At 48.5% G+C, this 22,364-nt stretch carries 27 protein-coding genes and 1 riboswitch; of the genes, 8 read left to right on the forward strand and 19 right to left on the reverse strand.

Features of this window, described 5'->3' with window-relative positions:
• Window positions 1-3: 3 nt before the first annotated feature.
• From EEX84_RS05280 to EEX84_RS05335, 12 genes are all read right to left on the reverse strand, one after another.
• The gene (locus EEX84_RS05280) at window positions 4-552 is read right to left on the reverse strand and encodes a bifunctional adenosylcobinamide kinase/adenosylcobinamide-phosphate guanylyltransferase (RefSeq protein ID WP_123164560.1); all 549 of its coding nucleotides are present in this window, start codon (window positions 550-552) and stop codon (window positions 4-6) included.
• Window positions 534-1,613 carry a threonine-phosphate decarboxylase CobD gene (gene cobD, locus EEX84_RS05285; RefSeq protein WP_123164561.1) on the reverse strand — a complete coding sequence of 360 codons (1,080 nt, stop codon included), beginning with the start codon at window positions 1,611-1,613 and terminating at the stop codon, window positions 534-536. The genes EEX84_RS05280 and cobD overlap by 19 nt, the downstream gene beginning before the upstream one ends.
• Complete coding sequence (gene cbiB / locus EEX84_RS05290) at window positions 1,600-2,553, reverse strand: adenosylcobinamide-phosphate synthase CbiB (protein ID WP_123164562.1); 954 nt, start codon at window positions 2,551-2,553, stop codon at window positions 1,600-1,602. The genes cobD and cbiB overlap by 14 nt, the downstream gene beginning before the upstream one ends.
• The gene (locus tag EEX84_RS05295; protein ID WP_123164563.1) at window positions 2,550-4,010 is read right to left on the reverse strand and encodes an adenosylcobinamide amidohydrolase; all 1,461 of its coding nucleotides are present in this window, start codon (window positions 4,008-4,010) and stop codon (window positions 2,550-2,552) included. The genes cbiB and EEX84_RS05295 overlap by 4 nt, the downstream gene beginning before the upstream one ends.
• 1 nt (window position 4,011) lies before the next feature.
• A complete protein-coding gene (locus EEX84_RS05300) occupies window positions 4,012-4,980 on the reverse strand; it encodes a FecCD family ABC transporter permease (protein ID WP_420812554.1) in 969 nt (322 codons plus the stop codon).
• Between the two features lie 16 nt (window positions 4,981-4,996).
• Window positions 4,997-5,977 carry an ABC transporter substrate-binding protein gene (locus EEX84_RS05305; protein WP_123164565.1) on the reverse strand — a complete coding sequence of 327 codons (981 nt, stop codon included), beginning with the start codon at window positions 5,975-5,977 and terminating at the stop codon, window positions 4,997-4,999.
• A 107-nt stretch (window positions 5,978-6,084) separates the two neighbouring features.
• Window positions 6,085-6,271: riboswitch (cobalamin riboswitch) on the reverse strand.
• Between the two features lie 42 nt (window positions 6,272-6,313).
• A complete protein-coding gene (gene argS / locus EEX84_RS05310) occupies window positions 6,314-7,975 on the reverse strand; it encodes an arginine--tRNA ligase (protein ID WP_123164566.1) in 1,662 nt (553 codons plus the stop codon).
• The gene (locus tag EEX84_RS05315; RefSeq protein ID WP_123164567.1) at window positions 7,972-8,382 is read right to left on the reverse strand and encodes a YwiB family protein; all 411 of its coding nucleotides are present in this window, start codon (window positions 8,380-8,382) and stop codon (window positions 7,972-7,974) included. Before EEX84_RS05315 ends, argS begins: the two co-directional genes overlap by 4 nt.
• A 189-nt stretch (window positions 8,383-8,571) precedes the next feature.
• The gene (locus EEX84_RS05320; RefSeq protein ID WP_123164568.1) at window positions 8,572-9,069 is read right to left on the reverse strand and encodes an antibiotic biosynthesis monooxygenase family protein; all 498 of its coding nucleotides are present in this window, start codon (window positions 9,067-9,069) and stop codon (window positions 8,572-8,574) included.
• 78 nt (window positions 9,070-9,147) lie between these two features.
• Window positions 9,148-10,020, reverse strand: coding sequence for an agmatinase (gene speB, locus EEX84_RS05325; RefSeq protein ID WP_123164569.1), 873 nt, complete (start codon window positions 10,018-10,020; stop codon window positions 9,148-9,150).
• A gap of 3 nt (window positions 10,021-10,023) precedes the next feature.
• The gene (gene speE / locus EEX84_RS05330) at window positions 10,024-10,857 is read right to left on the reverse strand and encodes a spermidine synthase (protein WP_123164570.1); all 834 of its coding nucleotides are present in this window, start codon (window positions 10,855-10,857) and stop codon (window positions 10,024-10,026) included.
• A 519-nt stretch (window positions 10,858-11,376) separates the two neighbouring features.
• Entirely contained in the window at window positions 11,377-11,892 is a 516-nt protein-coding gene (locus tag EEX84_RS05335; protein WP_123164571.1) for a YwhD family protein, read from the reverse strand.
• Between the two features lie 62 nt (window positions 11,893-11,954).
• Between EEX84_RS05335 and EEX84_RS05340 the strand changes: the two genes are divergently transcribed.
• A complete protein-coding gene (locus tag EEX84_RS05340) occupies window positions 11,955-12,140 on the forward strand; it encodes a 2-hydroxymuconate tautomerase (RefSeq protein WP_123164572.1) in 186 nt (61 codons plus the stop codon).
• Window positions 12,141-12,167: 27 nt separating this feature from the next.
• Here the strand turns inward: EEX84_RS05340 and EEX84_RS05345 are convergent, their stop codons facing one another.
• Genes EEX84_RS05345 through lipL form a run of 3 tightly spaced genes read right to left on the reverse strand, consistent with a single transcriptional unit; the run spans window position 12,168 to window position 14,842 of the window.
• On the reverse strand, window positions 12,168-12,662 hold the full coding sequence (locus EEX84_RS05345) for a YwgA family protein (protein ID WP_123164573.1): 495 nt from the start codon (window positions 12,660-12,662) through the stop codon (window positions 12,168-12,170).
• A complete protein-coding gene (locus EEX84_RS05350) occupies window positions 12,663-13,967 on the reverse strand; it encodes an HD domain-containing protein (protein WP_123164574.1) in 1,305 nt (434 codons plus the stop codon).
• A 53-nt stretch (window positions 13,968-14,020) separates the two neighbouring features.
• Window positions 14,021-14,842: an octanoyl-[GcvH]:protein N-octanoyltransferase gene (gene lipL, locus EEX84_RS05355; protein ID WP_123164575.1), complete on the reverse strand. Its 822-nt coding sequence runs from the start codon at window positions 14,840-14,842 to the stop codon at window positions 14,021-14,023.
• A gap of 174 nt (window positions 14,843-15,016) precedes the next feature.
• Here lipL and hemQ point away from each other — a divergent pair, with 174 nt between their 5' ends.
• Complete coding sequence (gene hemQ / locus EEX84_RS05360) at window positions 15,017-15,766, forward strand: hydrogen peroxide-dependent heme synthase (protein ID WP_123164576.1); 750 nt, start codon at window positions 15,017-15,019, stop codon at window positions 15,764-15,766.
• A 259-nt stretch (window positions 15,767-16,025) separates the two neighbouring features.
• Window positions 16,026-17,063, forward strand: coding sequence for a beta-carotene 15,15'-monooxygenase (locus tag EEX84_RS05365; protein ID WP_123164577.1), 1,038 nt, complete (start codon window positions 16,026-16,028; stop codon window positions 17,061-17,063).
• Window positions 17,064-17,282: 219 nt separating this feature from the next.
• Here the strand turns inward: EEX84_RS05365 and EEX84_RS05370 are convergent, their stop codons facing one another.
• From EEX84_RS05370 to EEX84_RS05385, 4 genes are all read right to left on the reverse strand, one after another.
• Window positions 17,283-17,660: a DUF423 domain-containing protein gene (locus EEX84_RS05370; protein WP_123164578.1), complete on the reverse strand. Its 378-nt coding sequence runs from the start codon at window positions 17,658-17,660 to the stop codon at window positions 17,283-17,285.
• Between the two features lie 18 nt (window positions 17,661-17,678).
• On the reverse strand, window positions 17,679-17,936 hold the full coding sequence (locus EEX84_RS05375) for a YwdI family protein (protein WP_123164579.1): 258 nt from the start codon (window positions 17,934-17,936) through the stop codon (window positions 17,679-17,681).
• 61 nt (window positions 17,937-17,997) lie between these two features.
• On the reverse strand, window positions 17,998-18,672 hold the full coding sequence (locus tag EEX84_RS05380) for a uracil-DNA glycosylase (RefSeq protein WP_123164580.1): 675 nt from the start codon (window positions 18,670-18,672) through the stop codon (window positions 17,998-18,000).
• An 11-nt stretch (window positions 18,673-18,683) separates the two neighbouring features.
• The gene (locus tag EEX84_RS05385) at window positions 18,684-19,403 is read right to left on the reverse strand and encodes a DUF4230 domain-containing protein (RefSeq protein WP_123164581.1); all 720 of its coding nucleotides are present in this window, start codon (window positions 19,401-19,403) and stop codon (window positions 18,684-18,686) included.
• Window positions 19,404-19,475: 72 nt separating this feature from the next.
• Between EEX84_RS05385 and EEX84_RS05390 the strand changes: the two genes are divergently transcribed.
• From EEX84_RS05390 to EEX84_RS05410, 5 genes are all read left to right on the forward strand, one after another.
• Window positions 19,476-19,730, forward strand: coding sequence for a hypothetical protein (locus EEX84_RS05390; protein ID WP_123164582.1), 255 nt, complete (start codon window positions 19,476-19,478; stop codon window positions 19,728-19,730).
• A gap of 59 nt (window positions 19,731-19,789) precedes the next feature.
• Window positions 19,790-20,623, forward strand: coding sequence for a bifunctional hydroxymethylpyrimidine kinase/phosphomethylpyrimidine kinase (gene thiD, locus EEX84_RS05395; RefSeq protein ID WP_123164583.1), 834 nt, complete (start codon window positions 19,790-19,792; stop codon window positions 20,621-20,623).
• Between the two features lie 218 nt (window positions 20,624-20,841).
• Window positions 20,842-21,165, forward strand: a complete 324-nt coding sequence (locus tag EEX84_RS05400) for a PadR family transcriptional regulator (protein ID WP_123164584.1) — start codon at window positions 20,842-20,844, stop codon at window positions 21,163-21,165.
• Entirely contained in the window at window positions 21,166-21,915 is a 750-nt protein-coding gene (locus tag EEX84_RS05405) for an HAAS domain-containing protein (RefSeq protein ID WP_123164585.1), read from the forward strand.
• A gap of 91 nt (window positions 21,916-22,006) precedes the next feature.
• Entirely contained in the window at window positions 22,007-22,357 is a 351-nt protein-coding gene (locus EEX84_RS05410; RefSeq protein WP_123164586.1) for a YojF family protein, read from the forward strand.
• The last annotated feature ends 7 nt before the right edge of the window (window positions 22,358-22,364 follow it).

Here is a 22,364-nt window from a genome sequence, read left to right on the forward strand (position 1 = left end):
TCATCACTTCCTTTTGTAAGCAACTCCGTTTTCCATTTCAAATGCTTCATCCGATTCAGCCACAATCCAGCGATGGATTTCCCCGAGCCACTTCTGATAGCTTTCATCGCGAACGAAATCATCCAGCACTTCGTTCGATACGATAACCAGTATACCCGCAACTTCCCGGATACGGTGCATTGTGTCCTGCATTTTTCTCCATTTTGCTTCCATGCATCCTTTTTCTTCTGTGCATGGCTTTCCCTCTTGCCAACCTTCATACAATTCATTAGCGAGCCATGTCGTGACACAGTCCCACAGAACAGCGTCACCTGCCTTTATTTTGAGCAGCGCATGTTCCATCTGCAGAGGTTGTTCAACAGTCGTCCAGCCACCGTTTTGCCTATCCTTTTGATGACGCAGGATGCGTTCTTCCATTTCCGGATCGCGTGCTTGTCCACTGGCAAGATACACATATCGCGGCGCCGGAATATTCAACAGCCGTCGTTCCGCATAGGCACTTTTACCACTCCTGACACCTCCGCTGATAAAAATCATTTTTCCTTCAGCCATTTCGTCATCACCTCCCGAAGCGCCTCCATCTGAAATTCAGATTTCATGCCGATGCGGAACCAATTGCCGTCCATTCCTTCGAAAGAATAAGTATGCCTCAATACAAAGCCTTCTTTTAGCATTCCTTCAAAAAACTCATCGGAATCCAGCCGGTTGGGAAGACGGAACGATAAAAAGTTTGCAGCAGAATCTGTTGCTTCACAGCCGTTCTGTTTCAGGAAACGCTCCATTCTTTTTCTTTCTTTTCCGGCAGCGTGCTGGATTTGTTCGCGATATGCACTTTCTTCAAAACACCGGGATCCGATTGCCGCAGAAAGTGCATTGACATTCCACTGCGCAGCTCCCTTTTTCAATTCATCCACTACTTGCTCTGTTGAAATTACATAACCCAACCGCAGTCCGGGTATGGCATACATCTTTGTCATCGATCTGACAACGATCAAGTTTGAAAAATCGTTCACATAAGGAATAACAGAAAATTGTTCTCCCGCGAAATCGATGAATGCTTCATCCACCACCAGTTCACAACCAGCTTTTTCGCAAGCTTTCGCCAAACTGATCAATTCTTCTTTCTGTATCAAGCTTCCGGTCGGATTGTGCGGATTGCAAATATACAGTGCAGAACTTCCGTGAATTGCCCGAACCAATTCGTCCATCGGCAAGTTCCACGCTGACTTCGCTGTCATGTGCACTTTGTTGATTTCCACATTTTCTGCCTGCAGCGTTTTCCGGTATTCGGAAAATGCCGGCTCGATTAGGACGACCCGCTTTTCCCGGTACCTCCGGGCAAGCCATGTGAAAATCTCCGCAGCGCCGTTTCCCGCCGCCACTTGCTTTGCCATCACATGATGAAAATTGGCGGCAGCACTCCGGAACGGCTCTGCTTCAGGGTCCGGGTAACGGCTGATAAGCGGCAGCAGTTTCTGCCAATCACGATTGATAAACTGCGGCGGACCAAACGGATGAACATTTTCGCTGAAATCGAAGAATTGACTTGGCTGTTCTACTCCTGCAGCTTCGTACAATCGATGCGGATTGGCACCGTGATCAGGTAACTTCAAAAATCAGCCCTCCTAACGCAAATAAGATAAAAAACCACATAGTGACTTGATGCATATGTTGGATTGCACAATGAATATGCCTTGCTTCGAGCGGCACAATCGGCGCTCCCATTCTGGCACGGACAGAGCGAATCCCTTTATACGTGTTTACGCCACCAAGTTCCACTCCAAGTTGAATGGCGGTGGCGGCTTCCAGCCAGCCGCTGTTGGGACTTGGATGTTTTCGTGCATCGCGCACCCAGAGTGACAGCCGGCGGCGCAAGCCCACCGATTGTTCGTTTTTAGTCGTCAGCAAAATCAGCAATCCGGTAATCCGGCTCGGGATGAGGTTCAAGACATCATCCAGACGGGCAGAGGCATAACCGAATTGCATAAATTCTTCATTTTTATACCCTACCATCGAATCGCAGGTATTCACTGCTTTGTAAAGCCACAATCCGGGGGCTCCAAGCAAAAATGCCCAAAAAAGAGGTGCCGTAACACCATCGCTTGTATTTTCCGACACAGTTTCCACAACGCCACGGGTGATTTCGCTTTCGCCCAACCCTTCTGTATCCCTGCCGACAATCCAGGAAAGTTTTTGCCGGGCGAGCTGAAAATCTTTATTGAGAAGCGGCTCGTGTACTTCTTCCGCAGCCTGCCGCAAACTTTTTTGTGACAGCCCGGAAGCAATCAGCAAGGCTTCAACAGCAATCCCCACTCCCCAGTGCATTGTATAAGCGAAGTAAACAAGACCGGCAACAAGTCCAACTGTGGTCAATGAAATCGTCCCCACTAAGAGAAAACCATTCCGGAAAGTGGAAGGTCCTCGATTCCATTGAGCGGTCAGCTTTACAATCAACGAGCCAATCCAGCGGACAGGATGAGGCCAATTTGGCGGGTCTCCAATCATACGGTCCAGAAGCAAACCAAGCGCAATCGCCGCGATGTGTTCCATCATGCTTTCTTGGCCATCCGGTAATTGCCAATTGCCTCTACCGTGCATTCGAATACACCAATACCGATCAAACGGCCGAGTTCCGTAACCGGTCCGGCATAAGGCAAGTATTCGCCTTGTTGCGTAGCCGCCACCAAGCAGCTGTCGGTCGACGTGCCTGTAGCGATGGTATCCGTCAACGGGTCCATCACACGTTCTTGATGAAGCGCTTTTGTTTTCGCTTCTGTTGCAGTGATCATCGCCTGGATGAACGCTTCATCCGACAAACAGCCGTTGACCATAATCCACGTATTAATCGTACCGACCTTTTCTTTTCGGTCTAATGCCTTAGACACGTCCACAGCATTGCCCACGCCTGCAGTGACAGCCACTGTGAGCGAACTAAAGTCTCCTGTGTATTCTTTTATAATTACGTCTTCCGTTTTCACCGCCGTCATCATGCCGACAGTATCGGTTGGCTTGAAACCCTTCCGCTCGATAAAATCTTTCATCTCCTGGATACTGTCATCGCATTCGTAATTACTGTCCACTCGCCGGTTCATGAAGGTCCGGAACCAGCCCGCCCCCGCGTTGACAACTGCAGATGAAACTGTCTTTAACGGCACAGGGCTGTCATAAATGACAAATTCTGAAGTGACGATGAAGTTTTGGGGACGGACCAGCATTGTGGGCACTTTTCTTTTGACTCCCGGCAATAAAGTGATTTGCGGTTTCGGCAATTCAGGATGCGGATGGTTACTGATTCTTGTTTTGTACACCATTTCAATGTCCTGCTCTCTCACCACTTCGTGCGGCTCCCCCATACGAACGATGGTCCCTTTATCCAATAAAAGAAGTTCATCGCAGTACATCGAAGCCAGATTGATATCATGAAAAATGGAAATGACTGTAAGCCCTTTGTCAATTGCCTGTTTTCTGATTGTATCCAGCAATTCTTTCTGATGATTGATATCCAAATGGTTGGTCGGTTCATCAAGCAATAAGACGGGCGCATCTTGTGCGAGTGCCTGAGCCACGAAAACCCGCTGCTGTTCCCCACCGGACATCTGGTCAATTTGCGTTTTTTCATAATGGGAAATGTTCATCAGGCGCATCGCTTCCGTTACCGCAAATTCATCTTCGTCGGACCAGGCCGAAAACCAGCCGCTTTGGTGAGGATAGCGTCCAAGTGCCACGGTTTCACGGACAGTATGTGAAAAAGCATGGGCGTGAAGCTGGGGCAGGACCGCCATTTCCTTCGCTAATTCCTTTGCTCCAAACTCCGTTATGGGTTTTCCGTCAATCTTCACAAAACCGCTTCGAAACGGCAACGCTCCACTGATCAGTTTCATCAAAGTGGACTTCCCACTGCCATTCGGCCCCAGAATGCCGAGCATCTGCCCTTTATTGACACGGAAAGAGACGTTTTGAACAATGTTCTCATCACCGTAGCCGCCTGATAATTCTTGAATTTCCAGCATATTAAGCCACTCCTTTGCGTTGTTGGAAAAAGATGAAAGCAAAAACCGGTGCACCGATAAATGCTGTAATGACACCCACCGGCAATTCGGTCGGTGAGATAATCGTCCGGGACACCAGGTCACAGACGATGAGAAGCGCCGCGCCGTTGATGAAAGACAAAGGCAGCACATGGCGGTGATCCGCCCCCCATAAAAGGCGGGTCATATGCGGCACCACCAGCCCGACAAAGCCGATGGTTCCTGATACTGCGACTGCCGCACCTGTCAGGATGGATCCGCTGATCAGAATGATGAACTTCCACTTTTTCACGTCAACTCCAAGGTGTTTTGCCCGCTCTTCGCCAAAGAGCATAGCGTTCAACTCCCGACGGCAAAGCCAGAGAACAAAAGAACCGATTAGTACAAAAGGCAATGCCATTTGGACATACGGCCAGCCGCGCATCGACACACTGCCGAGCAGCCAGCCAATGATTTGCCTGAGCTCTTCTCCTGTCAAAGCGATCATTAATGAAATGACAGATCCCAAAAACGAGCTGAAAATGATTCCAGTCAGGATGACGGTCTCCATTTTCATCGACCGGTCCACCAGTTTTGCAAAGCCGATTACAGCGAACATCGTCAAAATGGCAAACAGCATGCTTATGACCGGCAGCGTGTAAAGGCCCAAAAACGGGATAGAAATGCCGAAAAAGAGTGTCATCACGGCGCCCACTGAGGCACCGGAAGACACTCCCAGCGTGTAAGGATCGGCTAACGGATTTTTCAATAAGCCTTGAAAAGCCGCCCCCGCTGTGGCCAGTGCCGCACCGACAAGGCCAGCCAGCACCACACGGGGCATGCGGATATTCCATAATATATTGGCGGCTGTGCTGTCTGATGCAGGATTCCACAGCACTACAGGCGAAATTGAAACCGTTCCGACCGTTACACCCAGCAGCACTGCCGCTCCCAGTATCAGCAGAGAGACAATGTAAGCTACCGTGTTTTTACTCACTGAAAACCTCAGGATAGACAGCTTTTGCCACTTCCCTCAGCCCTTCAGTCAAACGGGGACCCGTTCGGTCAATGAGATCCGAATTTACATTGTGTACAGCCTCTTGCTGAACTGCGGTCACTTCACCAAAGCCGCTGCGTGCCATGACTTGATCGACAGCCTCCGGTACATAAAAGCCGTATGTCGTTAAAATAACATCCGGATTCCATTCAACGATGGCTTCCGGGTCTACACTGGCCCATCCTTCGATTTCTGCCGCTGCGTTTTCAGCGTTGATGATAGTCAGCATTTCATCCATGAACGTACCGCTTCCTGCTGTAAATATTTCAGGATCCCCGGACACTTCAATAAACACTGTTTTTGGCTCTTCAACTTCAGCAGCGCGTTCTTCGATATCCGCCACTTCCTGCTGCATTTCCGAAACGATGGCTTCCGCTTCTTCGACCGTACCTGTCGCTTGTCCGATTACTGTCATCGTATCGTATACTTCATCAAAATTACCCGCTTCACGAACCACGTATACCGTTAGCCCAGCATCGCGCAATTGCTGATAACCGGCCTCGCCGACACCCAAACCTGATTCATGCGCCAGCACGAGGTCCGGTTGAAGGGAAATGATTTGCTCTACATTAAATTCCTGACCGCCGATTTTTTCAACATCTTCTGTTTCTGGTGGGTAATTATCAAAATCGGATAATCCAACCATTTTTTCTCCTAATCCAAGTTCATAAGCAATTTCTGTATTCGACGGAACCATGGAAACAATCGCTTCCGGCTCTTCTTCAATCACCACTTCTTCGCCGACGGCATCCGTCAATGTAACCGGAAACTCAGCTTCTTCCGTTTCTGCCGGCTGTTCAGCAGGTGATTCTGTCTGTTGCTGTTCCTCGACCGGTGCCGCTTCTTCTCCGCAGCCCGCGAGCAAGATTGCCGCCAGCCCTGTACTTAATCCAAATTGCCAAAACTTTTTCATGAATGAAATCCTCCGTTTCTGTAATTGAAAAGACCTCCCACAATACTGCGGGAGGTCTGAAAGGACGCCATAAAAAGACATGCGCATCCAGCCTGTCCTCGCAAGCTTGTGGGTGTTCCATAAAGGCAGGTCTCCTGGCTTGTGATCATCGCTTTCTGCGCCTTCCCAAAGCTTTGCTTCAGTGGCATATGGCAGATTGCTCTCACATACAGTGGCGGGACCGCGCCGGAATCGAACCGGCTTCCCTTTTAACTCATGCTCTTAGACATAAGCACCTTTATGGTGGTTATTCATTTGTCTTCTTCTTCATTATACCGAAAAATATTGAAAAGTCTCTTACATTTTTTCCGGTGCTGCTACGCCAACCGCTTTCAAAGCATTGGCCAGTGTTGTCTTCACAGCTGTAATCAGCGCGAGACGGGCACGCGTCAGATCTTCGTTGGAAGCATCCAATACTTTGTTGGCATTGTAAAAGCTGTGGAAATTGGACGCCAACTCCTGAATGTACGTGGTAACCCGATGAGGCGCCCGTTGTCTCGCTGCTTCAGCAACAGCTTGAGGGAAGTCCCCAATTTTTTTCAGGACGTCAATTTCCTTTTCGGATGTCAGCAAGTCCAGATGGTCCAGAGATGCCGTGAATCCCTGTTCTTCCGCTTGGCGCAAGATTGAGCAAATGCGTGCATGCGCATACTGGGAATAATAAACCGGATTTTCGTTTGACTGGGAAACGGCCAAGTCCAAATCGAAATCCATGTGAGTATCGCCTGAACGCATGGCGAAGAAATAGCGCACAGCATCCAAACCGACCAGCTCTACAAGCTCACGCATCGTCACAGCTTTGCCTGTCCGTTTGCTCATCTTCATCTTTTCGCCGTCTTTGTACAATTGCACCATTTGAATAATGCTGACTTCCAGCGTTTCACGGTCATAGCCCAGTGCTTCGATCGCCGCTTTCATCCGTGGAATATAGCCGTGATGATCCGCTCCCCAGACATTGATCAGCTTCTGGAAACCGCGCTGCAGCTTGTCTTCATGATAAGCGATGTCAGGTGTCAAATACGTGTACGTGCCGTCATTCTTGATCAGGACACGGTCTTTGTCATCCCCGAACGTCGTGGAACGGAACCAGGTTGCCCCGTCCTGCTCGTAGATATGCCCGTTGTCGCGAAGCTTCTGGAGCGCTTTGTCGATTTTGCCGTTTTCGTAAAGCGAGGATTCCGAATACCATACATCGAACTCCACGCGGAAATCAGCCAAATCCTGCTGCAGCTTCTCAATCTCCACTTTCAATCCATGCTTGCGGAAAGCTTCGAAACGTTCTTCATCGGACATGTTCACGAATTTCTCGCCATACTCTTTCACCAGGTCATCGGCGATGTCTTTGATGTCCTGGCCACGGTAACCGTCTTCCGGCATATCGACGGGTTTCCCCAGCGCTTCAAAGTAACGGGCTTCGATTGATAAAGCCAGGTTATTAATCTGATTGCCGGCATCGTTAATGTAATATTCACGGGATACGTCATACCCAGCCAGGCCGAGAACATTGGATAACGAATCGCCGACCGACGAACCACGGGCGTGCCCCAGGTGAAGGTCTCCTGTAGGGTTGGCGGAAACAAATTCCACTTGAATGCGCTCTCCCGCCCCTGAATTTGTGCGGCCGTATTCCGCCTGCTGTTCCATGACGGTTTTCACGACTTCCTGCAAATAATCCTTTTTGACAATGATGTTGATAAATCCAGGACCGGCAATTTCCACATTTTCGATATTCGCGGCGTCTTTATCCAGATTTTCCACGATGGCTTCCGCAATGGCGCGGGGCGGTTTTTTCGCCAGGCGCGTCAACTGCATCGCGATATTGGTCGCATAATCACCGTTCGCCTTGTCTTTTGGTGCTTCCAGGTGAACATCCACTTGTTCCGTTGTCAATTCAGCTTTTTCCACTGCATTGCTGATCGCCAATTTGATGGCTTGCTGTACTTTCTCTACTGCATTCATCCTTTACCCTCCGTAAACTGTATTTCCATTTCATATTCCCCTACATAATCCGTCCCCAACGATAAATCATAGCGGACTTGAAAACGACTTTCGCTGACTGACAGCTCGTGTGCTTTGGTGGTCAGCATAAAGGAACCCTGCTCATTCGTCAGGTTGCCTGTCTGCTCTTTATGTAATAAAAACGGGAGCCGCATCTGCAGACCGCCGCTTCTTAATACTACCGCTTCCTCTTCCTGGAGTTTGACCGTCGTCCGGATTTCCAGATCGTCCTGCTGTTCTGCGTATTGCAGATAGCGCCGGTCATTTTTTTCCGTCAACGTACCGTGAGAATGCAGCTCCATGACTTGTTCTGCTTCATCCGGCAGACGGATTATGGTAGTCAGTTTGATGATGACTGATTTTTTCATGGTCATCCGCCTTCCCGTCCTTTAATAACCTTTTCATTATAGCCCGATTCGGCGCTTTTTTTCAATGAAGTTTCGATTTTGTTCCATCTCAATTTCTTCGGCATTTTCACATTGTTTTTTGTATTGACCACCGAACTCACTGAATCGGCTCGTAAGTTAAAAAACCACTCCTGAAGAGTGGCTTGTAAATTACTTGATATAGGTTTGAACGAAAGAAGGACGTGGAAATATATCCCGCTTCCTATCGATGCCTTCAGCTGTCCCGCGCTTGGCATGCGCCTGGCCATACGCCCGGGACTGCTGCCAGTCCGTAAATGATTTTTCGTCTTCCCATAATGTCAGGACGACATACGTATCCGTTGTTACAGGACGCAGCACACGAATTGCCGCAAACCCCGGTTCTTTCTCAATCAATCCCGCGCGTTTCTTAAAACGCTCTTCGAATAATTCCCTGCCTTCTTCTGCGACGGGGATGTTATTGAATACTGCGAAATAGCCGCCATTGATTGCGCCGCTGGCATCCAGCACTTCGTAGGCTTCTGTATAGGGCAGTGACCCGGCACCCTCCGATTCGTAGAGCAGCACCGCTTCTTCCCCGTTCATCAGAAAAACCAGCGGCGTATTCGGAAAATTTGCGAGGATAGCCACAGCCTGGTCGGTATGGCCGCTCCATTTGTACAATTTCATAGTCAGCACCTCTTCTCTTTCAGCTTTTGATTCACAAAAACCGGACTGGTGACCCAGTCCGGCTGACTTGCTTATTGTTCATTTCACCCAACCCAAAATCATTTCGCGGATCAGCTTGCTCGCCGTGTTCGCGGTTTGATCGGAATGGTCATAGACAGGGGCAAGCTCTACAAGGTCGAAGCCGACGACATTGACGCCTGACGCGGCGATGGCATGTATCGATGCCAGCAGTTCACGGGATGTGATGCCTCCTGCGTCGACGGTTCCAGTGCCCGGAGCATACGCCGGATCCAGGACGTCCATATCAATCGTCACGTAAACGTTGCGACCTTCAAGGGTCGGCAGTATTTCCTTTAACGGCTCGAGCACTTCAAACTTGGAGATGTGCATCCCTTGTTCTTTGGCCCACTCGAATTCTTCTTTCATGCCGGAACGGATGCCAAATGAATAGACATTCTGTGGTCCGATGTGATCGGCGATTTTACGGATGGGCGTGGAATGGGAATATTCTTCGCCTTCGTAATTTTCCCGAAGGTCCGTGTGCGCGTCCATATGGATGATGGCCAAATCATCGTATTGACTGGCAACGGCTTTCATAACCGGCAGCGACACCAGGTGTTCGCCGCCCATGCCAACGGGGATTTTGCCGTCTTTCAGCAACGTATGGACATATGTCTCGATTTCCAGCAGACTTTTTTCCGGATTGCCGAATGGCAGTGGGATGTCGCCGGCATCAAAAAACTTCACATCCTCAAGTTCCCGGTCCAGGTACGGACTGTATTCTTCCAGCCCGATCGACACTTCACGGATTTTGTTGGGGCCGAAACGGGATCCCGGCCGGTAACTGACCGTCCAGTCCATCGGCATGCCGTAAAGCACCGCTTTCGACTCGTCGTAATTCGGATGGCTTTTGATGAACACTTTTCCTGAATACGTTTCGTCAAATCTCATCGTTTATTCCCCCGTCAGGTCTTTCACGAATTTCGGCAATACAAAAGCGGCGTTATGCAGCTCAGGTGTATAGTATTTCGTATCGATTTCATGGAAACGCTCAGCTGAAATTTCCAGCGGGTTATGTTTCTTCGAACCGATGGTGAATGCCCATAGGCCGCTTGGGTAGGTCGGAATGTTCGCCAGGTACAGCTTTGTGATCGGGAAGATTTCCTTGACATCGCTTTGTACCTGCTTGATCAAATCCGCTTTAAACCAAGGATTATCGGATTGCGCGACAAAAATGCCGTCTTCTTTCAAAGCTTTTGAAATGCCTGCATAAAAGCCTTTCGAGAACAAGTTCACTGCCGGCCCGACCGGTTCAGTCGAATCCACCATGATGACATCAAATTCGTTGTCAGATTCCGCGATATGCATGAAGCCGTCGCCGACAATCACTTCCACGCGCGAATCTTCCAGACCTGACGCGATGCCCGGCAGGAATTTTTTGGAGTACTCAATGACTTTTCCATCAATATCGACAAGCGTCGCTTTTTTAACGGATGGATGCTTGAGGATTTCACGGATCACACCGCCGTCTCCCCCGCCAACAACCAGGACGTTTTCCGGGTTCGGGTGCGTGAACAAGGGAACATGCGCCACCATCTCATGGTAGACGAATTCATCTTTTTCCGATGTCATGACCATGCCGTCCAAAAACAGCATGTTGCCCCATTCTGCGGTTTCCGCCATTTCCAGGTATTGAAAATCTGTTTGTTCCGTATGAAGTGTCTTGTTGATCTTCATCGTAATGCCGAAGTTGTCCGTCTGTTTTTCTGTATACCAAAATCCTGCCATCTATCATCAAACTCCTTTGTCTCGTAATTCAAATCCACTTAAAAAAGTATAATTCTTTTTACTGAAAGTGCAATATGTTTCGGGAGAAGCTCTGTCTCTGAATACACAGTCCTTCTTTACCCGAAATTGCTGCAGTTATTCGCCAAAACAAAAAGGTTTTCTGCACAGGGAGACATATCCCTTCACAGAAAACCTTTTTGGCCTGATGATGCGAAGAAAGTGACATGAGGCATTGGGCTTGGGTTTGCTCACACTTTAACGGTCAGTAGAACCTCACTTTTCCGAGTGAGGTACTGACCGTTAAAGTGTGAATGGATCAACTAACAATCAGTGGAGGTGGAAACCTCCACTGACTGAAGTTTCTCTTTATCGCAATGGCTCACGGCACTTGCTCGCATACAGGTGTCCTAGCTTTTTATTTGAAAGCTGTAAGTCTAGTGTACTTCCTTTTCGAAACAACTTCAACTGCCGATGAAGGGTCAGAAGAAATGTCACAGTTTGTTCATACTTCGTTGTGGCTTATCCGAGCAGCTCTGTGCGCAATTTTTCTTCACTGCGTTCCCAGAGTTCCGGATTGTGCGATTTCAGGTATTCACCCAACACACGCTTGGACGGTTCATCCATGTGATCAACGATGATTCTGCGTTTCATTGATTTGTCCATCAAATTGACGTGGTCTGCCAGGATTTTGTAGCCGCGCCGTTTTTCACGGTTCACAACCATTTCACAAGCCGTGACGCCTGCGTAATAAGGGCCTTCCGGATTGTAATCGATGGTGATCCAGACCAGCCAGTAATCCTTTCCACCCGCAGAATCTTCCCGGTTGGTGGTGAACTTAATGCCTTTTTCCACCTGGCTTCTGGCGTGCATGGCTCCGATATCCACAAAAGCATCCTGCTCTTCGACGTCAATAAATAAAGGCGAGACGTTTTCCAATGACAAGGCCCCGACACCATACCCTTTATGGCCGTCAATCGGGTCGTCTTTTATGATGGTGAAGCCTACTTTTTGTTTTGGTTTTTTCTCATTTTCCATGTGTAGATTCCCTCCGTTCTGCTATGATAAGAATATTCTCAAGAAAAGGAGCTGTATCCATTATGCCATACGTTACTGTCAAAATGCTTGAAGGCCGCACTGAAGACCAAAAACGCGCACTGGTTGAAAAAGTCACTGATGCCGTATCTGAAACTACTGGTGCACCTACTGAAAAAGTCGTCGTTTTTATCGAAGACATGAAAAAAAGCGACTACGGCACCAACGGCAAACTTTATTCCGACCAGTAAAACTCCCTTAAGGGGAGTTTTTTTGTTTCAGCTTTGCAATTCGTCGATAAAGTCAAAAGCCTGTTGAATTTCTTCTTCCGTAAAATTGAGTTTGCCTTTGACAATATGCAGTTTCTCAATTTGTTCGGCACGCTCCAAATCATCGAAAAACAGAAGCGTGGCGGTCAATTCCAAAAACCGCCCGCTTTTTTCATTCAACTTGGCTGCCTGCGCCTGGTCTGCCACTTTTGTTTCCCCGAGCATATTGCGGAAATCCATTCCTTCTTTTGTGACGGTGTACTTGTATTGCATATAAGAGCCTTTGTCTTCCAGCTGTTCCGAAAGAAACCCCATATCACAAAGTTCTTCGATCCGCGCCGTCAATTCTTCTGAATAAGGACCGTAAATGTGGAATTCGTACTTTTCCTGAAACGGCAGCCCCATCTTCTTCAATATGAAAATCATTTTCTGCAGCTTTTTTCGGCCGGTTACACCTTCTGCCATGGAAATGAAATCCACAATCTTTGCATGTTCCTGGAGCAACTAAACCCCTCCTTCTCTGAGCATCCCCAGTATTTGGTTCTTGATAGCTTTCTTTTTGCCATCAATCAATAACTCCGCCGGGAAGTATAATTTGTAATCAGTCCGCCGTTTTCCTGAAATGGCGTCGACAATCTGCGATAGACGGGACAACTCCTTGATGTCACCGGTCGGCATTAACAAATGGATCGGCAGACGTTCTTCTTCTTCTCCAGGGCGGTAAAAATCATAAGGCAAGTCCGACGTTGAGTCATCGATCAAGTAATACTCGGGATCGATTCCCGCCTCGCGGAACAGCTGCCCCAGTTCACCAAGCTTGCGGTAATCCTTTCCAGGGTCAAAATCGACATACTGGAACAAGCGCCGGTTGACGAAACGATCACTCAAGTCGGACAGAATCGGATCTCTTTCCGTCATCCATAACTGAAAATAAGTCATCAATACGCCTTCATCCAGCGCCAAATAATCTTTTAAAGTAAACGAGCGATTGAAAAATGCCTTGAAATGAGTCGGCGGTTGTTCAAATTTATAACCACTTTCGCTCAATTCCTTTGCCCGCTGCAAAATCTTCCGCAAAATCACTTCTGCGCTTCTTGCCACCGGATGGAAGTAAACTTGCCAGTACATCTGGTAACGGCTCATGATATAGTCTTCGACGGCATGCATGCCGCTCGACTTAATGACAACCTGGTCTTCCATCGGCCGCATCACCCGTAAAATCCGTTCCATGTCAAAATGGCCATAAGAAACACCTGTATAATAAGCATCCCGCTGCAAATAATCCATGCGGTCAGCATCAATCTGACTGGAAATCAACGACACCACTTGTTTGTTCGTATAGGTTTTGGCAATGACATCGGCCACTTTTTGAGGAAAGTCCGGTGCCACTTTCAATAAGATACGGTTAACTTCCGTGTCACCGAGCAAAATCTCCCTCGTAAACACTTCATGATCTACATTGAATACTTTTTCAAAGGAATGAGAAAAAGGTCCATGACCCAAATCGTGCAATAAGGCTGCACACAGCACAACAAGCCGTTCATCTTCATCCCATTCCGGACGGCCATGGAAAATGTCATCGGAAATCCGGCGGACAATTTCATAGACGCCGAGTGAGTGATTAAAGCGGCTGTGTTCAGCTCCGTGGAACACTAAATAAGAGGTGCCGAGCTGTTTGATTCTGCGGAGCCGCTGGAATTCGCGCGAATTGACCAAGTCCCAAATCACTTGGTCGCGCACATGTATGTATCGGTGAACCGGATCTTTGAACACTTTTTCTTCCGCTAACTTTGACGTTGCGTAGCTCACAGGCGCACCTCCATTTTTTGGTGTAACAAACATTCTACACTAGCCGAACGGACTCATTCAAGAGTCCGTGGAAGCATTTTCTCGTTGCGTTCGAGTACCCGTTTCAAATAGAATCCGTATAATTCCGTTTCTTCCGGCTGCAGCGGCTGTGGAACCGGAGAGCCGAGCAATTCATACAAATCCAGCACCGTTTCCTGAACGGTAATGTCTCTTCCGAGCAGCTCACTGAGTGACGCCATCACTTCCGGTTTGATGACCGGATAGCTGAATTTGGTCTGCTGCCCGGCGAGTCCCTTCTCATAGAAACCGCGGATCAGCTCTGCCCGCTCCGCCCCGCTGCCTTCGATGCATAAATACACCTGGACAGCGATGCCTTTGCGGATCCGGCGCTGCGAGATGCCGGCGAATTTCCGTCCGCCGATGCTGAGGTCATAGGAACCCGGACAATAGGAGCCGACGATTTCATAGGCATCGATGTCCGCTTCCGGAAACAGCAATCGTACCAATTCAAGCATCAAATCGTAGCCTGCCGGAATGTCGATGGCATGTTCCTGTTCTGATAAGACAAGTGAAATATTCAACACACCGGCGTCCAGTACCACGGCCAGCCCGCCGGAATTCCGCACAATCGGCTTATATCCCTGTGATTTTAAGTAGTCGATGCCGCTTTCGATATGCGGCAAACGATGGTCCTGGATGCCGAGTACAATCGTATCGTCATGCACCCATGTCCGGACGGCTGACGGGCTCTTCCCGGTTCCGACAAGCTCGCACAGCATATCGTCGGCCGCGAAGGATTCAAGCGCCGAACGGTTTTTGGCACTGAGGGACTGATCCCAAAAGCGCCAGTTCGTTTCCGTTGTAAATAAAGACATTGGTTCTTCTCCTCTTTCAAGCAGTTGCTTGTCTTCAGTTTACCCGAAGCACCGGTTCCTGAAAAGGCACGGGTGTCATGGCAAATTGGTGACAGCCTTCTGTTTTGCAGGAAGTTGTTTCATTGATATGATAAACTGGGTTGGAGAGATTTACATTAAAGGAGTGTTTGATCAATGAATGAAGCAGCTATTACATTAGACGGCTGGTACGTCCTGCATGATTTCCGTTCGATGGACTGGGTTTCCTGGAAAATGCTGACGGACGAGGAGCGCCAGTTTGCAATCGATGAATACCAGGCGTTCATGAACAAAGTGAACCAGGCTGATGAAAACAAAACAGGTGCCCATGCGCTGTATTCAATTGTCGGCCAAAAAGCGGATTTGATGCTCATGCTCTTGCGCGAAACAATGGATGAGCTGCAGGAACTGGAAACGGAATACAACAAGCTGACGCTGATCGCTTATACCGTTCCAACATATTCGTATGTATCGGTTGTCGAGCTTTCCAACTATCTGGCTGGAAAGTCAGACGAAGATCCTTACCAAAACCCTCACGTTCGGGCACGCTTGTATCCGGAACTTCAACGTTCCCAGTACATTTGCTTCTACCCGATGGACAAGCGCCGCGACGGCGATGACAACTGGTATATGCTGCCGATGGACGAGCGCAAAGACCTGATGCTGTCACACGGCAAAATCGGCCGCAGCTATGCAGGTAAAGTCAAGCAGATCATTTCCGGCTCTGTCGGTTTTGACGATTACGAATGGGGCGTTACACTGTTCGCAGACGACGTTCTCCAGTTCAAAAAACTGATTTACGAAATGCGCTTTGACGAAGTCAGCGCGCGTTATGCGGAATTCGGTTCGTTCTATGTGGGAACACGTTTGGACGCTGGCCGCATCACGAAATTCCTGGAAGTTTAATGAACGATTGATGAAAACCGCCCACGGGCGGTTTTTTCTTGTTTCGGGCACTCTTTTTCCCAGTTAATTGGATTTACTGGCCGAAATGCTGCATTTACTGTCCAAACCACATTTTTCACCCAACTTTAAGCTTCCGATAAAACCAAGTGAGCAACAATGGGCCACGATGACCGCTCCTTTTTGTTGATTTTCCGACATATTCTCTCCGTTATTTTCTGAATATTCCCGGGTATACTGAAAATAAAAACGGGGTGTTTGTATGTTCGTGATGCGTCAGACAAACTTTGCAAAATGGGCTTTGGCTTTGCTGTTTTTTGTATTGCTCAGTAATTTCCTGTTGTACCGCTCCCCTTTATCCACCACCATCATCCCGGAAGAAACGTTTTGGGTCGTCAGTGGCTCACTTTTCGATTTGGCCGTTGTTGCGCCTCTGCTGCTGTTGGCTTCTTTCCGTTTATCCGCCAAACAGTTTGTCGCATTAGTGGCCGGCGGCTTCATTATTTCCCGGGTAATAATTCCTGCGGTTTACTTTGAACCTTTCAGTGTGCTTTTTTATATAGGCGCCGGTATGGAAGCTGTGTTTTTATTGGCAGAAGTCGCCTTGCTTGGTTTGCTGATCGTCCATACGCCAGCCATTTACCGATCGATCAAAAGCCAGTCGGAAAGCCCGTTGTTCTCTTTGTTTCCGGCAGCTTATGAGCGGGTCAAGCCGAATCCGCTGGTGTCCGTCATTCTTTCCGAAGGCCTGATGTTCTATTATGCTTTTTTCAGCTGGCGCAAGAAACCCATGGAAGGCCCTCACACGGTTTCACTTCATAAAAACACCAGTGCCATCGCTTTTTATATCATGCTCATTCATGCCATCGTTATCGAAACGATTGGTCTCCACTGGTGGCTCCATGACAAATCGGTGATTCTGTCGATTGTTCTTTTGGTGTTGAACCTGTATTCCGTTGTTTATTTCATCGGAGAAATCCAGGCAATCCGCTTGCACCCGCTTTCCATTAAAGACGGAAACTTGAAAGTCGCGTTGGGGTTAAGCAAAAGGATGGTTGTCCCGCTGGATGCCATCCAAAACATCCGCTGGGGAGACCGCCCTGGAAAAGATGCGCTGGAATTCATCGCCAAAGACATAGAAGAACCTGAAGCTCAAGTTGTCATCGAATTTGAAACGCCTCAGCCGGCCTATTTATTTTATGGCCGTACCAAATATGTAAAGGAAATCGCGCTGCGGGTTGATGATCCGGAAAAACTGAAGAATCTTCTGGAGCAAAGGCAGACCGACAACCTTGGTTGACTCGTTTAAACTGCAGACTGCAATCGGTCTGCAGTTTTTCGCTGGATTATTTCCCATTATTTGTATATACAGTCTTTCACAGGCGATATACATTCCCTCACGGACCAAATACCTGCTCTTGCAGCACGAATACCTGCTCCCACCTCCAATTTACTTGCCGCCAGCCATTTCCAACCAATAAAAAAAGCCATCCACCAAAAGTGGACAGCTCAACTTGCATTACAATGCTTTAACAGCCGCGATAATCAGCATTACCCAGCCCGCGATGAACGCAACGCCGCCGATTGGCGTGATGGCACCGAGCACACTGATGCCCGTAAGGCTCAGTACATACAAGCTACCGGAAAAAATGACGATTCCGGCAAGCATCAGGTAACCTGCCCAGCTCAGGGAGCCGAGCTGGCCGATCAGCGTAGAACTCATCAGCAAAGCGACGACCATCAAGCCGATGGAATGAAACATCTGGTATTGAACGGCGGTTTGCCAGGTAGCCAAGTATTTATCTGCGACGCGCCCTTCCAGCATATGCGCGCCGAATGCACCGAAAGCGACCGACAACAAAGCGTTGACCGCTCCGGCAATCAAGAAAAACTTCACAAAATCTCCTCTTTCCACTTAAAAATCAAATAACGAATCTCCATTGGCATCGTCTTCCTGTAATTTATTGACGTTTGAGACTGTTTGCACCTGCGGAGAAGCCAGTGGCGTCGCGCGCGGCGGCTTCTGCATTTCACCGGGACTTTCATCCAGCAGCAAGTCGCAGAGCGCCCGGATGGCAGCGACCGATTCGCGCATCTTGGCAGGATCAGCCGTTCGTGCCTTTATCGTATGCTTTTCAATTTCCATCAGGATACGCGCAGCATCGATTGCCATAAACATCCCCCTCTCCATTTGCATTCCGTCTTATTTTATCACGCTGCCCAGCCGCACGTCGTCAGTCCAGGCAGAAATCGATCGGCTGTTGTCCACGGCTTTGTAACAGACTGTTCACTTTTGAATAGGGTCGGCTGCCAAAAAAGCCTCGTTTGGCGCTGAGCGGGCTCGGGTGAGGTGCTTCGATGACGTCATGTTTGTCCAAATCGATCAGCCGCTTCTTTTTCTGTGCCGGCTTTCCCCACAACACGAAAATGACCGGTTGTTCCCGTTCGGATAATTTACGGATCACTTCGTCGGTAAACTCTTCCCATCCCTGGCCGCGGTGCGAATTGGCATCTCCCGCTCTCACCGTCAAAACCGTGTTGAGCATCATGACGCCCTGGTCCGCCCACTTCGTCAATGTTCCGTCTTTCGGCAGCTCACAGCCGATGTCCTCTTTTAATTCCTTTAGCATATTGCGCAAACTGGGTGGAATACGGACGCCCGGGCGCACCGAGAAGCTCAGTCCATGAGCCTGTCCGGGACCATGGTATGGGTCTTGTCCCAGAATGACGACTTTCACGTCTTTATAAGGGGTGTGCTCAAAAGCGGTCCAAATATCTTCTTTCGGCGGATAGACGGTATTATTGGCGTATTCGTCTTTTAAAAACTGCCGCAGCTCCAGGTAATACGGTTTTTCAAACTCTTCTCCTACGACTTCCTGCCAATCGTTTTGAAAAATTTTCTTTGCCATATTCTCACTCCTTAGTCTTCAAATCGGATTTCCACCTCGTAATCGACCAATTGAAACATTTCGCGCACTGAACGGGAGGCATTGTCTTCCGCCAGCTCCAGCACACCCTGCCCAGCGGTTTCTTCCAGCATGAGCTGCTGCGCTTCTTCCGCTAGGTCATAGGCTTCCGAGATATCAGCGCCGCTGCGGAACAAACCTTCGTAGGAATACACTTCCACTTGATCCATGAACAGCTCGGGGCCACCCAAAAATTCCGCAGACGGCAACGTCAATACAGCTGTACGGGCTTCTTCGTCCAATTCAATATCTTCTTCCGATATCTTTGCAAAATCGATGCCTGCGCGGACAGCTCCCGGAATGACCACCAGCAACTGGCGTCTGGTGCCGGGGAGGTCCAGACCGATTTCACGGCCAAACACGGCGTTGTCTTCCCGTTCAATGATGACTTTCGAATAGGCTTCCGCAGTCGCCAATTCATTCAAATCCTGCATACGCTCCAAAAAAGCCCCTTTGCTTTCAGTGGCCGTACTGCCCTGCAGCATCCACCAGGTGCCAAGCGGCAACGCCACCAACAGCAACAGCAGAATGGCAATGAGGACAAGAAATGAATTGCGCCACACGCTCATCATCAATTTCGCCGATTTCCAGAAACCTGATTCTTTCGTATCTTCTTTCCCTTTCAGTTCCTGCAATAAGCGCTCAATTTCATTTAACTTCGGATCATTCGGCAAGCAGCATCCCTCTTTCTTCTATTTCTTTTTCTTACTTCTCCATGATAGGATGGACAAAGGAGTGATGAAAAAATGGCAGACTGGCGACAACGGATCAAAACCATTTCTTCCACAAAAGGAGACAGTGCTCCCGAAAGCGCCAAACGGACCGGTATCGGCTGTCTGACAACCTTTGTCTTGATTGTTTCCATTCTAACATTTCTTATCACATTTGGTCTGTTCCAAAGCGGCAGCTGGGGCATGGCTTTCTTTTCGGCTGTTTTCGCCGTTTTGTCCATTGCTACCCTGGTGATTCTGTTACTGCCTCAAAAGACGAACAAATTGTAAATAGCGTGATTTTTGATAAAATAAAGACAGTAATCAATCTATTTAAAAGGAGCCTACCCATGACATTAAAAAAAACACTTACAATCGCTGGGTCAGACACATCCGGCGGAGCAGGCATACAAGCTGACTTGAAAACGTTCCAGGAACACGGAACCTACGGGATGAACGCTTTGACAGTCATCGTGACGATGGATCCTGACAACGGCTGGAGCCACGGTATTCACCCAATTCCACCTGAAACATTGGCTGCCCAGCTGAAAACGGCTTTCTCTACGGGCATCGATGCATTGAAGACGGGCATGCTTCCTACAGTGGAAATCATCGAAATGGCCGGCAAAGCCATTAAAGAATCCGGCTTGAAAGATGTTGTCATCGACCCGGTCATGGCCTGCAAAGGCGAAGATGAAGTTTTGTTTCCGGAAAACGTTGATGCCATGATCAAGCATCTTTTGCCGGTTGCTAAGATTGTCACACCGAATTTAGTGGAAGCCGGCCAGCTGTCAGGGCTTGGCACGCTGAAAACAATCGACGATCTGAAAGCGGCAGCTGAAAAAATTCATGCCCACGGCGCTCAATTCGTTGTAATTAAAGGCGGCAAGCAATTGGAGCACGAAGAAGCTGTCGATCTGTTGTTTGACGGCGAAAAGCATTACCTGCTGTCAGCCGGCAAGTATGATACTTCGTATAACCACGGCGCAGGCTGCACCTTTGCCGCTGCCATTACGGCAAATCTGGCGAATGGCCAATCTGTAAAAGACGCTGTATTGAACGGCAAAATTTTCGTTACAGGCGCCATTGAACATGGCTGGAAACTGAACGAGTACGTTGGCCCTGTCATGCACGGCGCCACCAATAAATTCACCAAACCGGAAGTGGAAGTTGTTTCACTGTAGATGGTAGCCTAAAGAAGGCCGCAGCCGCGGCCTTCTTTTTTGATTTGTGTGTGTGCCAGGCACCGGCGCATTGCGCCGGTGCCTGGCACACACACAAACAGCTAACTTGCATAACAAAGTAGTTGACACATTGTTTCTCCAACTGCTATATTGTATTACAAAGTAGTTCATTTTTTGCACCACTATCTTGTTATACAACATAGGAAAGGAGTGGCTCCATGTCTTCCAGCCAGATGTTAAAAGGAATATTGGATGGCTGCCTGCTCGGCATCATCGGGAAAGGCGAAACGTACGGCTATGAAATGATTGAGAAGCTGGAAATCTATGGTTTCCGCATGGTCAGTGAAGGCAGCATCTACCCTGTCTTGATGCGGCTGCAAAAAGAAGGCTTTGTCCAGTCTGTCATGAAAGAATCTCCCAGTGGCCCGAAACGGAAATATTACACGCTGACGGATGCAGGAAAAGAGGAATACCAGCAGTTCAAAGACCGATGGGAAGCGCTGTCCCATTCGGTCGATCGACTCGTAAAGGAGGAAGGATAAATGGTTTTGACAAAAGAAAGTGAAGAATTCATTGCCAATCTAAAGATGTATTTGATGACGTCCGGAAAAAATGACAAGGAGATTGAAGACATTGCCGAAGAACTTCGCGCTCATTTGGAAGATGCGGAAAGCCGAGGAAAGACGCTGGACAGTGTAACAGGCGGTTCTCCTGAAAGTTACTTGAAAAACATCAGCGAAGAAATGAAGACCGATTACTTTGGTGTCATTAAAGCACTGCCCATGTTCATTTTGCTGGTCGCAGCTTACTTTATCACCGGATCTGCCATTCGTGGAGACCTGAGCTTTTCACTGTTGAAACTCATTGCTTTTCCATCGATTGCCGCACTTGGAGTTGCGGGCTACATTTTCTTTTTCCGCAGAAGCAGTGCCCAAAATTGGTCTGCGAAACGGCAAATGATCGCGTTTGGAACCATCTATGTCTCCCTCTCCGCCGCTTTATCGGCAGTGATTTTCCTGGATTTGTTTATGCTCGAACCTTTTTACGTTCCGTCCCGTGACGTGATGTGGATCATTGCTGCCGCAGGAGTTGCTGTCTTTGTCATTTCAGCCATTTGGAGCAAAACCTGGATCACCATCATCTTGCCGTTGTTTCTGTTCGGCCCTGATTTTATCATGCATTTTATGGAAGTAAGCGAAATGCGCCAGCTGTTCATCAGTGCCGCTTCCCTTTATATCGGCATGGCGTTCGTGATAGTTATCTTGTTCATCCAAAACAAGAAACAAACCTAATTGTTTATGTGCCTGGCACACAAACACTTTAATCGCATTCTGCCCTGTTTTTCCTTATACTTAAAAAATACGATTGTCGAGGAGGAACATCATGGAACCAGTCGAAGTAAAAAAACTGCAAGTTGAGTTGGACGCGTTTGCCAACAGAGATGTCTATCTTCACCTGGAAACAACAAACGGCTCTTATGCCACTCATTTCAATGAAGGCTTTTTCAATGCCGGCGCTTTTATCCGCAATGTGGTCATCAACTATGAGCTCGGAAAAGTGGTCGGGGACAGCCCTCACCGTGTCGGGCTGAAATTGCCTCATGGATGGGTTTACGCGCAAGGAATCACTCATTACGAATTGGACGAGCAAGGCAGATTGCTGCTCGCAGGACATGACGGATCAGGGAAATTGGCGGTGGCGCTGCAAATCAGCGAAACACCGTTCAGTTATTAAGGGGGAA

It is taken from the genome of Planococcus salinus (assembly GCF_003719725.1).
Taxonomy (GTDB): Bacteria; Bacillota; Bacilli; order Bacillales_A; family Planococcaceae; genus Planococcus; species Planococcus salinus.

What these genes read in the sequence shown, in the direction of transcription:
- EEX84_RS05280 (WP_123164560.1), bottom strand. Translation starts at nt 552, where the DNA reads ATGGCTGAAGGAAAAATGATTTTTATCAGCGGAGGTGTCAGGAGTGGT.
- cbiB (WP_123164562.1), bottom strand. Translation starts at nt 2,553, where the DNA reads ATGATGGAACACATCGCGGCGATTGCGCTTGGTTTGCTTCTGGACCGT.
- EEX84_RS05295 (WP_123164563.1), bottom strand. Translation starts at nt 4,010, where the DNA reads ATGCTGGAAATTCAAGAATTATCAGGCGGCTACGGTGATGAGAACATT.
- EEX84_RS05305 (WP_123164565.1), bottom strand. Translation starts at nt 5,977, where the DNA reads ATGAAAAAGTTTTGGCAATTTGGATTAAGTACAGGGCTGGCGGCAATC.
- argS (WP_123164566.1), bottom strand. Translation starts at nt 7,975, where the DNA reads ATGAATGCAGTAGAGAAAGTACAGCAAGCCATCAAATTGGCGATCAGC.
- EEX84_RS05315 (WP_123164567.1), bottom strand. Translation starts at nt 8,382, where the DNA reads ATGAAAAAATCAGTCATCATCAAACTGACTACCATAATCCGTCTGCCG.
- EEX84_RS05320 (WP_123164568.1), bottom strand. Translation starts at nt 9,069, where the DNA reads ATGAAATTGTACAAATGGAGCGGCCATACCGACCAGGCTGTGGCTATC.
- speB (WP_123164569.1), bottom strand. Translation starts at nt 10,020, where the DNA reads ATGAGATTTGACGAAACGTATTCAGGAAAAGTGTTCATCAAAAGCCAT.
- speE (WP_123164570.1), bottom strand. Translation starts at nt 10,857, where the DNA reads ATGGCAGGATTTTGGTATACAGAAAAACAGACGGACAACTTCGGCATT.
- EEX84_RS05335 (WP_123164571.1), bottom strand. Translation starts at nt 11,892, where the DNA reads ATGGAAAATGAGAAAAAACCAAAACAAAAAGTAGGCTTCACCATCATA.
- EEX84_RS05340 (WP_123164572.1), top strand. Translation starts at nt 11,955, where the DNA reads ATGCCATACGTTACTGTCAAAATGCTTGAAGGCCGCACTGAAGACCAA.
- lipL (WP_123164575.1), bottom strand. Translation starts at nt 14,842, where the DNA reads ATGTCTTTATTTACAACGGAAACGAACTGGCGCTTTTGGGATCAGTCC.
- hemQ (WP_123164576.1), top strand. Translation starts at nt 15,017, where the DNA reads ATGAATGAAGCAGCTATTACATTAGACGGCTGGTACGTCCTGCATGAT.
- EEX84_RS05365 (WP_123164577.1), top strand. Translation starts at nt 16,026, where the DNA reads ATGTTCGTGATGCGTCAGACAAACTTTGCAAAATGGGCTTTGGCTTTG.
- EEX84_RS05375 (WP_123164579.1), bottom strand. Translation starts at nt 17,936, where the DNA reads ATGGCAATCGATGCTGCGCGTATCCTGATGGAAATTGAAAAGCATACG.
- EEX84_RS05380 (WP_123164580.1), bottom strand. Translation starts at nt 18,672, where the DNA reads ATGGCAAAGAAAATTTTTCAAAACGATTGGCAGGAAGTCGTAGGAGAA.
- EEX84_RS05390 (WP_123164582.1), top strand. Translation starts at nt 19,476, where the DNA reads ATGGCAGACTGGCGACAACGGATCAAAACCATTTCTTCCACAAAAGGA.
- thiD (WP_123164583.1), top strand. Translation starts at nt 19,790, where the DNA reads ATGACATTAAAAAAAACACTTACAATCGCTGGGTCAGACACATCCGGC.
- EEX84_RS05400 (WP_123164584.1), top strand. Translation starts at nt 20,842, where the DNA reads ATGTCTTCCAGCCAGATGTTAAAAGGAATATTGGATGGCTGCCTGCTC.
- EEX84_RS05405 (WP_123164585.1), top strand. Translation starts at nt 21,166, where the DNA reads ATGGTTTTGACAAAAGAAAGTGAAGAATTCATTGCCAATCTAAAGATG.
- EEX84_RS05410 (WP_123164586.1), top strand. Translation starts at nt 22,007, where the DNA reads ATGGAACCAGTCGAAGTAAAAAAACTGCAAGTTGAGTTGGACGCGTTT.